General features: G+C 66.5%; 12 protein-coding genes. 8 read left to right on the forward strand and 4 right to left on the reverse strand.

Features of this window, described 5'->3' with window-relative positions:
* The first annotated feature begins 132 nt into the window (after positions 1-132).
* Positions 133-612 (forward strand): N-acetyltransferase family protein, encoded by a 480-nt coding sequence (locus tag ACE3SL_RS00085; RefSeq protein ID WP_374523723.1) that lies wholly within the window; start codon positions 133-135, stop codon positions 610-612.
* On the opposite strand, the gene ACE3SL_RS00090 is transcribed toward ACE3SL_RS00085, so the two are convergent.
* The 3 genes from ACE3SL_RS00090 to ACE3SL_RS00100 all read right to left on the reverse strand — a co-directional run bounded on the left by ACE3SL_RS00090 (position 609) and on the right by ACE3SL_RS00100 (position 3605).
* Entirely contained in the window at positions 609-812 is a 204-nt protein-coding gene (locus ACE3SL_RS00090) for a hypothetical protein (RefSeq protein WP_374523724.1), read from the reverse strand. The genes ACE3SL_RS00085 and ACE3SL_RS00090 overlap by 4 nt on opposite strands.
* Before the next feature lie 9 nt (positions 813-821).
* Positions 822-1955 carry an acyltransferase family protein gene (locus tag ACE3SL_RS00095; RefSeq protein WP_374523725.1) on the reverse strand — a complete coding sequence of 378 codons (1134 nt, stop codon included), beginning with the start codon at positions 1953-1955 and terminating at the stop codon, positions 822-824.
* Between the two features lie 132 nt (positions 1956-2087).
* On the reverse strand, positions 2088-3605 hold the full coding sequence (locus ACE3SL_RS00100; RefSeq protein WP_374523726.1) for an acyl-CoA carboxylase subunit beta: 1518 nt from the start codon (positions 3603-3605) through the stop codon (positions 2088-2090).
* 271 nt (positions 3606-3876) lie between these two features.
* On the opposite strand from ACE3SL_RS00100, the gene ACE3SL_RS00105 reads away from it, so the two are divergent.
* The 4 genes from ACE3SL_RS00105 (at position 3877) to ACE3SL_RS00120 (ending at position 7980) form a co-directional block, all read left to right on the forward strand.
* Positions 3877-4380 carry a thioredoxin family protein gene (locus ACE3SL_RS00105; protein ID WP_374523727.1) on the forward strand — a complete coding sequence of 168 codons (504 nt, stop codon included), beginning with the start codon at positions 3877-3879 and terminating at the stop codon, positions 4378-4380.
* On the forward strand, positions 4377-5153 hold the full coding sequence (locus ACE3SL_RS00110) for an SDR family NAD(P)-dependent oxidoreductase (protein ID WP_374523728.1): 777 nt from the start codon (positions 4377-4379) through the stop codon (positions 5151-5153). The genes ACE3SL_RS00105 and ACE3SL_RS00110 overlap by 4 nt, the downstream gene beginning before the upstream one ends.
* Positions 5154-5322: 169 nt before the next feature.
* Positions 5323-6921, forward strand: coding sequence for a S10 family peptidase (locus ACE3SL_RS00115; protein WP_374523729.1), 1599 nt, complete (start codon positions 5323-5325; stop codon positions 6919-6921).
* Positions 6922-7038: 117 nt separating this feature from the next.
* Positions 7039-7980 carry a DMT family transporter gene (locus ACE3SL_RS00120; RefSeq protein WP_374523730.1) on the forward strand — a complete coding sequence of 314 codons (942 nt, stop codon included), beginning with the start codon at positions 7039-7041 and terminating at the stop codon, positions 7978-7980.
* A gap of 158 nt (positions 7981-8138) precedes the next feature.
* Here the strand turns inward: ACE3SL_RS00120 and ACE3SL_RS00125 are convergent, their stop codons facing one another.
* Positions 8139-9092, reverse strand: coding sequence for an L-threonylcarbamoyladenylate synthase (locus ACE3SL_RS00125; protein ID WP_374523731.1), 954 nt, complete (start codon positions 9090-9092; stop codon positions 8139-8141).
* A 51-nt stretch (positions 9093-9143) separates the two neighbouring features.
* On the opposite strand from ACE3SL_RS00125, the gene ACE3SL_RS00130 reads away from it, so the two are divergent.
* The 3 genes from ACE3SL_RS00130 to ACE3SL_RS00140 form a co-directional block, all read left to right on the forward strand.
* Complete coding sequence (locus tag ACE3SL_RS00130) at positions 9144-10886, forward strand: acyl-CoA dehydrogenase (protein WP_374523732.1); 1743 nt, start codon at positions 9144-9146, stop codon at positions 10884-10886.
* Between the two features lie 115 nt (positions 10887-11001).
* Positions 11002-13299 carry an EAL domain-containing protein gene (locus tag ACE3SL_RS00135; protein ID WP_374523733.1) on the forward strand — a complete coding sequence of 766 codons (2298 nt, stop codon included), beginning with the start codon at positions 11002-11004 and terminating at the stop codon, positions 13297-13299.
* 657 nt (positions 13300-13956) lie between these two features.
* A partial coding sequence (locus ACE3SL_RS00140) for a ribonucleoside-diphosphate reductase subunit alpha (RefSeq protein ID WP_374523734.1) occupies positions 13957-15683 on the forward strand: 1727 nt, incomplete at its 3' end.

The raw sequence follows: 15683 nt of genomic DNA on the forward strand, positions 1-15683 counted from the left end.
GTCGAGACACGCTTGGGAAGCGCCAGCCTTCGCGTGTCTCGACTTCGCTCGACACGAACGGGAGTATTAGGTTTGACTTCCCTTCCGGCCGAAAGTTGACAGCCTGCCGCTGACCACACAGAGCACCGGGGCATGACCCTTTCCATCCGCCCCGCCACGCCCGCCGATCTGCCGCTGATCGCGCAGTTCATCCGCGACCTTGCCGATTATGAAAAGCTCGCCCACGAAGTCCGCTTCGACGAGGCGAAGCTCGGCGAGAAACTCTTCGGCCAGCGCCCCTATGCCGAGGTGGTGATCGGCGAGATCGACGGGGTGCCGCAGGGTTTCGCGCTCTTCTTCCACAATTTCTCGACCTTCGAGGGACGCCCCGGCCTCTATCTCGAGGATCTGTTCGTCCGCCCCGAAGCGCGCGGCTCGGGCCTCGGCAAGGCGCTGCTCGCGCATCTCGCGAAGCTCTGCACGGAGCGCGACTGCGCGCGCCTCGAATGGTCGGTGCTCGACTGGAACGCCCCGTCGATCGGCTTCTACAAGAGTCTCGGCGCGCGGATGATGGACGAATGGACCGTGATGCGCGTCGATGGCGAAGCGCTGGCGAAGCTGGCCGTGACCTAATCCCGGCGCTTGCGCGCGAACCAGACGAGCAATCCGCCCACGACCGCCAGAACCGCGCCATTGCGCGTCCACACCCGGTCGCCGAGCATGAAGCTGCTCTCCGGCCAGCGCACGATGTCGAGCCCTTGCAGCATCCACAACCCGCCCATCAGGATCGCCGCGACGCCGACGACCGCCATCACCCCCTTGAGCGCACCCATGCCCCTCTCCTATCTCCGCTGCAGTCCGATCAGCGGCCGCAGCCAGCCGATGCTGCGCCCGATCGCATAGAAAAGCCAGCACCCGCCGACCGTCGCCGCCAGCAGCACCACAAAGCTTGGCAGCGCCGCGGCCCCCGCCTGCTTCAGATACCAGCCGGTCACGACGATGATCGTCTGGTGAATGATGTAAAAGGGAAACACCGCCTCGGCGAGCGTCGCGCGCCACGGATGGTCGCGGTTCCACCAGCGGTCGGCGATCCCGGCGAAAGCGATGATCGCCGCCCAGCCCTGCACCAGCCGCGCGACATGATAGGGCGGGAAAACCCAGCCGGGCGCGACCGTATCGCCGGGCCAGTTCCACTCGACCCACGCGACCGGCAGGAAGGCGAGCACCGCCAGCACCGCCGCGGCCTTCCACCAGCGCGCGACCGCCCCGAACAGCAGCGGACGCACGCGCAGCAACCAGCCGATCCCGAATGCCATCAGATAATGGAGGTGCGATGGCCCGTCGTCGAACAGCGCATGCGTCTCGTCATGATCGGGAAAAACCGCATAGACCGCGATCCACCACAGCATCGGGACGATCAGCAGCCCCCACCCTCCCAGCCAACGCGCCGCGCGGTCGGCGATCTTCGCGCGCGTCTCGACCGGCACCACCGCCAGCAGCAGCGCCGCCAGCATCGTATAGACCCACAGATAGACGACGAACCACAGATGCTGCCACGTCGGCAGGATGATCCCGTCGAGCGCCCCGAAGCGGAAATAATCCGCCGTCCAGAAGTGCAGCAGCCCCTGCGCATAGCCATGCTGCCCCATCAGTTCGATCCACGGCTGCGGCGGGATGACGACGACGATGCCGAAGGCGAGCGGGATCAGCAGCCGCGCGCTCCGCGACCGCACGAACGCTCCCGCCCCGCCAAGTTTTCCGAACAGCGCCGCACTCGCATAGCCCGACACGAGGAACAGCAAAGGCAGCCGCCAGCCGTTCGTCGCCAGCATCGGGATCGCGACCCAGTCGATCGTCGGGTCGATCTTCACATGCCAGTGCCACGGCACGAAATACATGCCGATATGATAGAGGATCAGCAGCGCGAAGGCGCCGATCCGTAGCCAGTCCATGCCATAATGGCGCGCCGTGGTCATAGGCCCTCCCCCAACCTCGTCATTGCGAGGACCGAAGGCCCGCGGCAATCCAGAGTCGCGTCAACCGCTCCGGATTGCGTCGCTTCGCTCGCAATGACGAGCCTTTTTCTACGAACGGCTGTTCGGCACCCGCTACCCCACCACCCGCCACGCCAACTCGGCAAACTCGCACAGCAAGGGCCGCGTATCGCGCGGGTCGATGATATCCTCGACCCCGAATTTCTCCGCTGTCCGGAACGGCGAGCGCACGCGATTGAGCCGCTCGCGGATCGCCTCCAGATGCGCGATCGGGTCTTCCGCCGCCTCGAGCTCGCTCTTGTACGCGACCTCGACCCCGCCCTCGATCGGCAGGCTGCCCCAGTCGCCCGACGGCCAGGCAAAGCGGTACTGGAAGCGCTCGGCGTTCGACATCGCGCTCCCCGCAATGCCATAGGCGCGGCGCACCACGACCGATGCCAGCGGCACCGTCGCGCGATAGATGGCGTTCATCGCCTGCACGCCATAGCGGATCGTCCCCGTCCGCTCGGCCTCGCCGCCGATCATGAAACCCGGATTGTCGACGAGATGGACGATCGGCAGCCGGAACTGGTCGGCCAGTTTGACGAAGCGCTCGGCCTTCTCGCTCGTCTTCGCGTCCCACGACCCGCCGAGATAAGAGGGATCGCTCGCGAGCACCGCGACCGGATACCCATCGAGCCGCGCAAAGGCGGTGATCGCCGCGCGCCCCCAGCGCGACCCCATCTCGAAGAAACTGCCCGCATCGAACACGGCATTCGCAATCCGCCGCATCGAATAGACCATCTTCGCCTCACGCGGCACGATCGACAGCAGCGCCTCCTCGCGCCGATCGACCGGATCGCTGCACGCCGTCCGCTGCGCGCGGTCGTGGATCGACGACGGCAGATAGGACAGAAACCGCCGCGCCGCTGCGAACGCCTCGGCCTCGCTCGCGACCTCGTCATCGACGACGCCGTTGCGCGTATGGACGTCGGTGCCTCCCAATTCCTCGCGGTCCAGCGTATCGCCGATCGCCGCCGCAACCGCCGGCCCCGCCGCGAAAAGCTGCGACAGCCCGCGCACCATCACGCTGTAGTGGCTCGCGACGACGCGCGCCGCGCCCAGCCCCGCGGTCGGCCCGAGCGCGAGCGCGACGACCGGAACCGTGTCGAGGTTGGCGATGATCTCGTGCCACCCCGGCACATGCGGAATATAGGTATAGCCCATATCCTCGAGCGTCTTGACCGAGCCGCCGCCGCCGGTGCCGTCGATCATGCGGATCAGCGGCAGGCGATATTCGTGCGCCATCGCCTCGCACTGGATGAATTTCCGGTGCAGCGCCGCATCGGCCGCGCCGCCGCGCACGGTGAAATCGTCGGCCGAGGCCACGACCGGCCGCCCGTCCACATTCGCACGCCCGAAGATGAAATTCGACGCTGCGAGATCTTCGAGCGCGCCGTCGGCGCCATAGGAGCCGCGCCCCGCGATCTTGCCGATCTCGCGAAAGCTCCCCGGATCGACGATCGCCGCGAGCCGCGCCCGCGCGTCCATCTTGCCGCGCCCATGCTGCCGCGCGACCTTCTCCGCGCCGCCCATCTTCTCGGCCATCGCCCGCCGCGCGGCGAGTTCGTCGACTTCTTTTTTCCAGCTCATGGTGCCGAAGCTAACTGACGTTGACGGAAACGTCATGTACTATGTGATTGAACCTCCCTTCTCCCCTTCCGGGAGAAGGATACGAAGCCTTGCGCCGAAGGCGTTAGGCGCAGTTGGATGAGGGGTTGCGAGCCTACGGCTCGCGCGCTCGCGATGCGAGCGCATCCCCCTCACCCAGCTTCGACTAGCCAGCAAGCTGGCAAGTCTGCGCATCCCTCTCCCGCAAGGGGAGAGGGGTTCACACTCATATCCGCCCTGCTATCGTCGCACCATGACCCGTGCCATCGCCCTCCCGCTCGCTGCCTTTCTGCTCCTCCCGGCCTCCACTCTGGCGGGCGAAGCCCGTCCGATGGCCGGCGTCGCGGAACCCTACAAGACCGACGCCTTCGATCCCGGCGCCGACCCCATGCAGGCGATCGATGCCGCGCTCGCCGCAGCCGAAACCTCGGGCAAGCGCGTCCTGCTCGTCATGGGCACCAACGGCTGTCACGACAGTGCCTGGCTCGCCAACCTGATCGCGACCGACCGCTTCGCGCCGGTGCGCGCCCGCTACCAGATCGTCTTCGCCGACATCGGCATGCCGCATGCTGGCCTCGTCCGGCACCCCGAGGTTCCGAAGCGCTTCGGCTTCCGCATCAAGGGCACCCCGACGGTCGCGATCCTCGACGCCAAGGGCCATGTGCTGAACCGCAAGGCGGCGCCCAAATGGCGCAACGCCGCGAGCCGCAGCGACGACAAAATCTATGCCGAACTGATGGAAGAGGGAGAGCAATGACCGATTTGAATCTCGCGGGCCGCACCGCGCTCGTCACCGGCGCGTCGCGCGGCATCGGGCGCGGCATCGCGCTCGCGCTGGCGAAGGCGGGCGCCGACATCGCGGTCAACTACACGCGCGACGGCGAAGCCGCCGCCGAAACCGTCGCGGCAATCCAGGCGCTCGGCCGCAAGGCGAAGGCCTGGCAGGCCTCGGTCGCCGACGAGGAGGCCTCCGCCGCGATGGTCGCCGCGATCGCGGCCGACTTCGGCCCGCTCTCGATCCTGATCAACAATGCCGGCATTGCGAGCCGCGGCCGCACGGTCGCCGACACCGACGCCGCCGAGGTCGAGAAACTGCTCGCCATTCACGCGGTCGGCGCGCATCGCATCTCGCGCCTCTGCCTGCCGCAGCTTCGCCAGCACCCGCGCAGCGACATCGTCGTCATCTCGAGCGTCGCGACGCTCGGCTACGCCGCGAACGGCGCGCCCTATAATATGGCGAAAGCGGCGGGCGAAGCCCTCGCGCTCACCCTCGCCAAGGAAGAGGTCCGGAACGGCGTCCGCGTCAACATCGTCGCCCCCTCGCTGACCGTCAGCGACATGGGCGAACGCCTCGCCCGCGCGATCACCGGCAATGAGGACATCCACCACCTCGACGCCAAATTCCCCTTCGGCCGCGTCCCGACGCCCGATGACGTCGCCGCGGCGGTGCTCTGGTTCGTCAGCGACGCCAACCCCTATTGCTCGGGGCAGAAACTCAACATCGACGGCGCCGGACAGGCGCGCTTTTGACAAGTCCCCGTCATTGCGCTTCACCGTCATTGCGAGGAGCCGCAGGCGACGCGGCAATCTCCAGCCATCAGCCTTACGCCAGGCCGATGGCTGGGGATTGCTTCCCCCCGGCTTTCGCCGGGGTCGCAATGACGGTGAAATTTGCATGACGGGTAGCCAAGGATACAGCATGAAATTCATCACCACCGCCACGCTCGCCTTCGCCCTTGCCGGCTGCGCCACCGCGCAGTCGAAGGAAGCGCGCCCCGCGACCGAAAAGCCCGCCCCCGACGAACCGATGTTCGCCCCGACCGAAGTCGAAAGCCGCGGCTCGGTCACGGTCGGCGGCGTCGCCATCCCCTATCGCGCCGTCGCGGGGACGCTCGTCATCCACCCGAAGGGCTGGGACGATACCGTTCCCATCGAGCGCCAGCGCGATAAGGACGCCGCCGAGAACGTCCCCAACTCCGAAGCCTCGATGTTCTACACCGCCTATTTCAAGGAAGGCGCGCCCGCCGACAGCCGCCCCGTCACCTTCCTGTTCAACGGCGGCCCCGGCTCGCCGACGCTGTGGCTCCACATGGGCGCCTATGGCCCGGTGCGCGTCGAAACCCCCGACCTCGCCCACGGCAGCGCGCCCTATCGCACCGTCGCCAACGACCGGAGCCTGCTCGACGTCTCCGACCTCGTCTTCGTCGATGCCCCCGGCACCGGCTTCAGCCGCGTCGCGGGGAAGGGCAAGGACAAGGCGTGGTTCGGCGTCGACCAGGACATCCACGCCTTCACCGTTTTCGTGCGTGATTTCCTGTCGAAATACGGCCGCTGGAAATCGCCCAAATATCTCTATGGCGAAAGCTATGGGACGATGCGCGCCGCGGGGATGACGCTCGCGCTGCAGAAACAGGACATCGACCTCAATGGCGTGATCCTGCTCTCCGACATCCTCAACTGGGACCTGATCCCCGACGATCCGCAGGTCAATCCGGGGGTCGATCTCCCTTATGTGGTTTCGCTCCCGACCTATGCCGCGACCGCCTGGTATCACAAGCGCGCCGGCGCGGGCCGCGACCTCGCCGCGTGGCTCGCCGAGGCCGAGGCCTTCGCGACGACCGACTACACGCTCGCGCTGATGAAGGGCAACGACCTCACCGACGCCGAGCGGCAGGCGGTCGCGGCGAAGCTCCACGCCTACACCGGCCTCCCCGTCGATTATCTTCTCAGGACCAACCTCCGCATCGAATATGGCGCGCTGCAAAAGGAACTGCTCGCCGACAAGGGGCTGACGACGGGCACGCTCGACACGCGCTTCACCGGCGCGACGCTCGACCCCTTGAGCAAGGTCGCCTCGAACGACCCGCAGGGCAGCGCGATCGGCGCCGCTTATACCGCCGCCTTCAACGATTATGTCCGCGGCACGCTCGGCTATGGTGCGGCGACGCATTATGAGGGCGGGCTCGATGTCTATGGAAGTTGGGATTACAAGCACCGCCCGCCCGGCGCCGACCGCGCGCTGATCGCGCTCCCCAACGTCCTCCCCGACCTCGCGGTCGCGATGAAGCAGAACCCGAAGATGAAATTGCTCGTCACCGGCGGCTGGTTCGACGTCTCGACCCCCTATTTCGCGGGGAAATACGAACTGCGCCACCTGCCCGTCCCGAAGGAACTGCAGGCGAACATCGCATACAAATATTACGCCTCGGGCCACATGGTCTACGTAAACCCCGCGCTGCTCGGCGAAATGCACAGCGACGTCGCCGACTTCATCCGGCGAACCGACGGAATCGAGTAGAAAGGGCTCCTCGACTTATTCAGGTCGTCATTGCGAGGAGCCGAAGGCGACGCGGCAATCTCCAGCTATCGGCCTTGCGCAAGGCCGATAGCTGGAGATTGCTTCGCTCCGCTCGCAATGACGATTCCAACCCATGTCATCCGGCTCTACAGCCCACCCATGCGCCCCGATTCGCCTTCGCCCGTCGTCCCCTTCCTCGTCGCCTGCGCGGGGATCGCGACCTATTCGGCGATGGATGTGCTGATGAAGGGGCTGTCGATCGGCATCGGCGCGTACAACGCCGTACTCTGGCGCACCGGCGCGGGGACGCTGCTCAGCGGCGTCCTTTATCTTGCGATGCGGCCGGCGATGCCGGGGCGCGCGGCGATGCGCATCCATGCGGTGCGCTCGCTGTTCGTCGCGATGATGGCGCTCGGCTTCTTCTGGGCGCTCGCGCGGCTGCCGATGGCGGAGGCGATCGCGCTCGCCTTCGTCGCGCCGCTGCTCGCGCTCTACATGGCGGCGATCTTCCTTGGCGAAAAGATCGGCGGCCGCTCGATCGCGGCGTCGGCGCTCGGCCTCGCCGGGGTGCTGGTGATCGTCGCGGGCAAGCTCGGCGGCGCCTACGACCGCGAAGCCTTGTGGGCGATCGGCGCGGTCTTCCTGTCGGCAGTCTGCTATGCCTACAACCTCATCCTCGCGCGGCGGCAGGCGAAGATGGCGGGACCGATGGAGATCGCCTTCTTCCAGAACCTGTTCGTCACCCTCTTCCTCGCGCTCGGCGCGCCCTGGTTCCTCGTCCAGCCCGGCGCGGCGCACGCCCCGGCGATCTTCGGCGCCGCGACGCTCGCTACCATCTCGCTGCTGCTCCTGAGCTGGGCCTATGCCCGCGCCGAGACGCAGATCCTCGCGACGACCGAATATACCGGCTTCCTCTGGGCGATGCTCTTCGGCTGGATTTTCTACAGCGAGCCCGTCACCCTGCCGACGATCGCGGGCGCGGTGCTGATCGTCGCCGCCTGCCTGATCGTCGCGCGCAAGGCCCCGCACGGCGATCCGGTGGACCCGGCGGCGGCCTGAAACAGGTTCACGCGGAGCCGCGGAGGCGCGGAGAGGTCGCGCTTGCCGCGAAGCGGCTTTCTCCTTTGACCGCGCATAATCTGCGCCATCGAAATAGGGCTGAGCCTATTGGCCCATGGCCATTCTCCGCGTCTCCGCGTCTCCGCGTGAACAGAAAATCACACCGCCGCCCGCGCCAGCCGGTCGTTGATCGCCGCGCCCAGCCCTTCATCGGGGATCGCCGCGACCGCGATCTTCGGCTTCGCGCTCGCCGCCCCTGCGTGCAGTGCATCGAACAGCCGCGCCGCCGCCTCCACCGCGTCACCGTCCGCGCTGAGCGGATAGTCCCCCGCCAGCCCCCCGAACCCGATCCCGAACTCGTCGGGCTCGAACGCAGCGGCGTTCAACCGCACCGGCTTGCCCGGCGCATAATGGCTCGCCAGCATCCCCGGCGCGACGACCTCCGATCCCTTGATTCCTCCGACCGGCAAGCCGCTGGCTTCCTCCAACATTTCGGCCGTCACCGGCCCCGGCCGCAGCACCTCGACCGCGCCGTCCTTCACCCGCGCGATCGTCGATTCCACCCCCGCACGCGTCGGTCCGTCGTCGATCACCAGCGCGATCCGCCCGTCGAGGCTCGCGAGCACATGGTCGGCTTTCGTCGGGCTTACCCGCCCGCTCGCATTGGCGCTCGGCGCCGCGAGCGGCGCGCCGGTCGTCTCGAGCAAAGCGCGCATCGCGCGGTGCGCGGGCACGCGGATCGCGATCGTGCCCAGCCCCGCGGTCGCGATGCTCGCGACCGGGCAGTCGTGGGTGCGCGGCACCACCAGCGTCAGCGGCCCCGGCCAGAAGGCTTCGGCCAGCGCGCGCTCGGCCTCGCCGAACACCCCCAGCTTCTCCGCCACCGCCAGCGACGGCACATGCACGATCAGCGGATTGAAGCCGGGCCGCCCCTTCGCGGCATAGATGCGCGCCACCGCCGCCGAATCGCGCGCATCGGCGGCAAGACCGTACACCGTCTCGGTCGGCACCGCGACCGGCAGCCCTTCGCCGACCAGCCCCCCGGCGCGCGCGATGGCCTCCGCGCCGAAAGGGAGGATCAGGGTCGTCATCGGCGTTTGATCGTCGGCCATGCCGCGCTATAGCGCCCGCGCAACGATATTCACCAGCAAAGTGCCGCCGCCATGACCTATACGCCGCCCGTCACCGAACAGCTTTTCGTCCTGAACCACATCGCGCGCATCGACGCGATGGCCGCCCACGACAAATATGCCGCCGCGACCCCCGACATGGTCGAGGCGATCGTCACCGGCGTCGGCGACTTCGCCGCCGAGGTCTATGCGCCGCTCAATCGCGTCGGCGACGTCCAGAACCCCAGGTGGGACAACGGCAAGGTCACCATGCCCCCGGGCTTCAAGGACGCCTACAGGCAGTTCGTCGAGGCGGGCTGGGGCAGCCTCGACGGCCCCGGCGAATATGGCGGACAGGACCTGCCCTTCACCCTCGCGACCGTGGTGATCGAGGCGCTCGGCACCGCCGACATGGGCTTCACCCTCTGCAGCATCCTGACCCCCGGCGCGATCCACGCGCTGATGGCCTATGGCACCGAGGAGCAGCGCCGGACCTGGCTCCCCAAGCTGGTCACCGGCGAATGGAACGGCACGATGAATCTGACCGAGCCCGCCGCCGGCAGCGACGTCGGCGCGCTCCGCTCGACCGCCGAAAAGGTCACCGAAGGCCCGAACGCGGGCCTTTACAGGATCAAGGGGCAAAAGATCTTCATCACCTTCGGCGAGCATGACCTCACCGACAATATCGTCCACCTCGTCCTCGCCCGCACCCCCGGCGCGCCCGAGGGAACCCGCGGCATCTCGCTCTTCCTCGTCCCCAAATACCGCCTCGACGACACCGGAAAGCCGACGATCCCGAACGGCGTCCATTGCGCCTCGATCGAGCACAAGCTCGGCATCCACGGCTCGCCGACCGCGGTGATGGTCTATGGCGAGGGCGAGGATTGCCTCGGCGAGATCGTCGGCGGCGAGATGGGCGGCATGAAGGCGATGTTCGTGATGATGAACAACGCCCGCCTGATGGTCGGCTGTCAGGGCGTCCAGATCGCCGAGCGCGCGCTGCAGCAAGCGCAGCGCTATGCCGCCGAGCGCGTCCAGTCGTCGCTCGCGGGCTCGGCGGACCGCACCCCCGTGACGATCGAGCACCACCCCGACGTCAAGCGCATGCTCTGGCGGATGCGCGCGCAGACCGAGGCCGCGCGCGCGCTCATCTATTACGCCTCGGCGCAGACCGACTTCGGCAAATTGGGCGACCAGACCGCCGCGCTCCGCGCCGATGTCCTCATCCCGCTCGCCAAGGCGCATGCGACCGACATCGGCTGCGAGGTCGCGAGCCTCGGCGTGCAGGTCCACGGCGGCATGGGCTTCATCGAGGAAACCGGCGCTGCGCAGCATTATCGCGACGCGCGCATCGCGCCGATCTATGAGGGCACCAACGGCATCCAGGCCGCCGACCTCGTCGGACGCAAGCTCGGCCTCGCGGGCGGCGACGGGGTGCGCTCGCTGATCGACGACATCGCGCGCGGCGCCGCCGATTTCCTGCAGCTTGCCGAGCTCGCCGAAAGCTGCCGCCACGTCACCGACTGGCTCGAACAGGCGAACACGCCCGACCGGCTCGCGGGCAGCTACCCCTATCTCACCATGCTCGCGACCGCGACCTGCGGCTGGCTGATGGCAATCGAGCATCGCGCGGCAAAGGCGGCGCTCGATGCGGGCGGGGGCGACGCCGCCTTCCTCGACGCGAAGATCGCCTCGACGCGCTTCTATATCGAGCAGATCGTCCCCGCAGCGACCGGCCTCGCGGCGTCGGCCCTTGCTGGCGACGCGGCGCTCGCGCCGCTCCCCGCGATCGGCTGAGATTGGCGGAAATCCTCGCCTCCTCGCCCGTTGCGAGGGGGCCGGATCGCCTCCATGATTAACGCGATGATAACCAAGTCGGAATAAATGCATCCGGCAATTGCCGGAGAAGCGCGTGCCCAAGCTCGGACAGAAGATGATCGTCAGCTGGCGCACGCTCGCGCTGTCGCTTCTGCTCAGCGTCGTCGTGGGCATCAGCGGCGCGGGCGAATTGCCCGATCGCATCATGGCGATGCTGACCAGCCGCGTCGCTTATCGCGACGTCTCCGGCAGCATCGTCGTTGTCGGGGTTGACGACCGCACGCTCGCAAAATCGCGGGGCGGTGAATTCACCCGGCAAGATCATGCGCGGCTGATCCGCGCCATCGATCGCGCCCGGCCCAAGCGGCTGTTCATTGATTTCGATTATCAACGCCCCGACAATAATGGCGGACTGCAAAGCATCAGCGCCGCAGTGCGCGCCATGGGGGATCGCGTCGTATTGGCCGTGCCGACACGGTCGGTGCCCGGGACCGATCAACTCGTCACCATCTTTCCAGATCCGTCCTTCGGCACCCGGGCTCAGCGAGCGAGCATCGCATGGGAATATCAGTTCTGGCAGGTTTGGGACGTGCCGCTGATGTACCTGACAGAGGGGCGTCTGCTGCCCAGCTTCTCGGCGATCATGGCGAACAAGACGGCGCCGGAGCCCTCCGAGTTCCGCATCGACTTTTCCTACCGCACGACCAGTATCCGTCAGTATAGCGCGATCGACGTGATCGATGGAACCGTGGGCCCCAGGGAACTGGCGGGCAAGGACATCATCTTCGCCCCGACAGCATCGCGCCTCGAAGATCGGCATTATCTGCCGGGGCACGATCTCGTACCGGGCGCCTACATTCATCTGATCGCCGCCGAAACGCTGCGGCGGGGCAACCCCGTCAATCTGGGCTGGTTTCCCTTGCTCGCTTTGGCTGCCCTTGCGACGCTCCCCATGCTGCTGCGGGGCAGCGGCAGCGGCCGATGGTTCAACGGTTTCGGATTTGCCGTTGCCACGGGCCTCATCGCCACCCAGCTTCTGCTCGCGACGCAGCTCGTCACGCTGTCCATCGGGGCCGGCCTGTTCTTCGTGATCGCCATCGGCGCCAACGTGTCGCGCAGCCGCCGCCGCGACTCGGCGCAGCGCGAAAACCCCGTCTCGGGCCTTCCCAATTTCGAAGCGCTGCGCTCGCAGGCGGCTTTCGGAAGTTCGACCGTCATCGCCGCGAAGGTCGTCAATTTCGAGGATCTCGCGGCTTTCATTCCCGGCGACGGCATCGGCCAGCTCGTCGAACAGGTCACGCGCCGCCTCCAGCTCGCCTCGCAAGGCACCGTATTGCACCATGATCTCGACGGCACCTTCGCCTGGCTCGTGCCCTATTATCAGCACAGCCAGATCGAGGGGCAGCTTGCCGGGCTCGCCGCGCTGTTCAATGCGCCGCTGACGATCGGCGAGCTCCGCATCGACGTCGCAATCGCCTTCGGCGTCAACGACGAGTTCGAAGGCTCGAACGCACAGCGCCTCGCCGCCGCGCTCGTCGCCGCCGAACGGTCGATCCGCACCCGCTCGCTGTGGACCAAATATACCCCGCGCGAGAAAGAGGATGCCGGCTGGCAGCTCTCCTTCCACTCGCAGCTTGAGGATGCGCTGACCGGCGGCGACATCTGGGTCGCTTTCCAGCCGCAATATGGAATCGCGACGAAACAGCTCGTCGGGGTCGAGGCGCTCGCGCGCTGGACCCACCCGACGCGCGGCCCGATTCCCCCCGACGAATTCATCGTCCAGGCCGAAAAGAGCCAGGACATCTATCGGCTCACCCTGTTCGTCATGGACCAGGCGATCCGTTCGGCCGCCGACCTCCAGCAGCGCGGGCTCGACATCCATATGTCGGTCAACCTCTCGGCGACCCTGCTCGACCACAGCGACCTCGTCGGCACGATCCGCGTCATGCTGACCGCGCATCGTCTGCCGGCCGAGAAACTGACGATCGAGATTACCGAAACCGCGCAGATCGAGAACAGCCGCCAGGCGAAGCAGACGCTCGCGCAGCTGCGCCGCGCGGGCATCCGCCTGTCGATCGACGATTATGGCACCGGCCAGTCGAACCTCGAATATCTGACCGAGATCGAGGCCGACGAGATCAAGATCGACAAGCGATTCGTGATGACGATGCGCGATTCGCAACGAAATCTCGAAGTCGTCAAATCGACGATCGATCTGGCGCACCGCCTCGGCGCCGTCGCGGTCGCCGAGGGCATCGAGGACGCCCCGACGCTCGCGCTGCTCGACCAACTGGGCTGCGACGTCGGCCAGGGGTATCTGCTTGGAAAGCCGCAGCTATTCTCCGAGCTGGTGAACAGCCTCTCGACCCTCCCCCACAGCCGGACCGCATAGCTGCCAGATTGGCAGCAATCGCCCATCGGTAATTATAGTTAAGACTCGATTTACCTTACTCATTAAGGTATATGCTCCGTTAACTGTTCTTCGTGGGGCAGTGCCAACAGGAGTATCTGAAATGGGTTGGTTTTGGAGATTCATGGGTGGCGGCGGCACCGGCAGCGGTGGCGGTTCGGCCTAACCTGGAAATAAATCAAAAAAGGGCTCCGGACATTTCCGGGGCCCTTTTTCTTTGCCCTCGACGCACCCGCCTTGCCGGCTTCGCAAGCAGCATTTTTTTCACGCGCCGGCTGGCTCGCCCCAACCCCCGGGAAAAGCGCGGCGCGATGCCGTGAAACGCCTTTTCGGAGCGACGAGCCGAATCAAAATATCGACGAGTCGAGTCCTCAATCTGTCATTTACCGTCTTGCATCGCCGCGCCGACGTGGCACTATGGATGGTGGGTCAACCACGGGGGCACCCCAATAAATAGTATCGGGCCGAAAGTGGCGGATTTCCGTCGCCCATCGCATATGGGCGCGGAAAAACCCCTTTTGCGCCCGAAAATAAGTGCCCCGGCGGACGGTTTAGATGCTAAGACCGGGGCTTCGCCCCGAGTCGAACAGGACAGGAACAAACGCGCCGCTGGCGCGTCAGGAAACGGGGGCGTTTGAGATGGATTTTCGCGAGACCGAGCGGGTGGAGACGAACGACGTGGCGACGATGGAACTGGCTAAGAATGATGCTCCGGCAGCAAGCGAATCGAAGAGTGATTCGCCGGCCGCGAAGCTCAATGACGCCGGCGAGCCGGCGGTCCACGCGCGCCGATTCGACATCGTGGTCGATCGCAGCCGCGATTCGCTCCTGACCGACTTCGGCAAGGAAACGCTCGAGGACCGCTATCTCCTCCCCGGCGAATCCTATCAGGACCTCTTCGCGCGCGTCGCCGCGGCCTATGCCGACGATGCCGACCACGCGCAGCGCCTCTACGACTATATCTCGCGCCTGTGGTTCATGCCCGCGACCCCCGTTCTCTCGAACGGCGGCACCGGCCGCGGTCTGCCGATCAGCTGCTATCTGAACTCGGTCGACGACAGCCTCGAGGGCATCGTCGGCACCTGGAACGAGAATGTCTGGCTCGCCAGCCGCGGCGGCGGCATCGGCACCTATTGGGGCGCGGTGCGCGGCATCGGCGAACCCGTCGGCCTCAACGGCAAGACCAGCGGCATCATCCCCTTCGTCCGAGTGATGGACTCGCTCACCCTCGCCATCTCGCAGGGCAGCCTCCGCCGCGGCTCGGCCGCCTGCTATCTCGACATCTCGCACCCCGAGATCGAGGAGTTTCTCGAGGTCCGCAAGCCGTCGGGCGACTTCAACCGCAAGGCGCTGAACCTCCACCACGGCGTCCTCATCACCGACGAGTTCATGGAGGCCGTCCGCGACGGCGCCGAATTCAACCTCCGCAGCCCGAAGGACCAGAGCGTCCGCGGCACCGTCGACGCGCGCGGCCTGTTCCAGAAGCTCGTCGAAACGCGCCTCGCGACCGGCGAACCCTACATCATCTTCATCGACCAGGTGAACCGCATGATGCCGAAGCATCATCGCGACCTCGGCCTCAAGGTATCGACCTCGAACCTCTGCAGCGAAATCACGCTGCCCACCGGCCGCGACCATCTCGGCAACGATCGCACCGCGGTCTGCTGCCTCTCGTCGCTCAACCTCGAAACCTGGGACGAGTGGAACGGCGACAAGCAGTTCATCGAGGATGTCATGCGCATGCTCGACAATGTCCTCCAGGACTATATCGACCGCGCCCCGCCCGAAATGGCGCGCGCCAAATATAGCGCCAGCCGCGAACGCTCGGTCGGTCTCGGCGTCATGGGCTTCCACAGCTTCCTCCAGGCGCGCGGCCTGCCGTTCGAGGGCGCGATGGCGAAATCGTCGAACCTCCGCATCTTCAAGCATATCCGCGCGCAGGTCGATCAGGCGTCGATGCTGCTCGCCAAGGAACGCGGCCCCTGCCCCGACGCCGCCGATCAGGGCGTGATGGAGCGCTTCAGCTGCAAGATGGCGATCGCGCCGACCGCGTCGATCAGCATCATCTGCGGCGGCACCAGCGCGTGCATCGAGCCGATCCCGGCGAACATCTACACGCACAAGACGCTGTCGGGCAGCTTCTCGATCCGCAACCCGCACCTCGAAGCGCTCCTCGTCGACAAGGCGAAGAACAGCGACGCGGTGTGGAATTCGATCCTCGAAAAGGGCGGCAGCGTCCAGCACCTCGACTTCCTGACGCAGGACGAGAAGGACTGCTACAAGACCAGCTTCGAGATCGACCAGCGCTGGCTGCTCGAACTCGCCGCCGACCGCACGCCGTACATCGATCAGGCGGCGTCGCTGAA

The sequence above is a fragment of the Sphingopyxis sp. genome, from assembly GCF_041916015.1.
GTDB lineage: Bacteria > Pseudomonadota > Alphaproteobacteria > Sphingomonadales > Sphingomonadaceae > Sphingopyxis.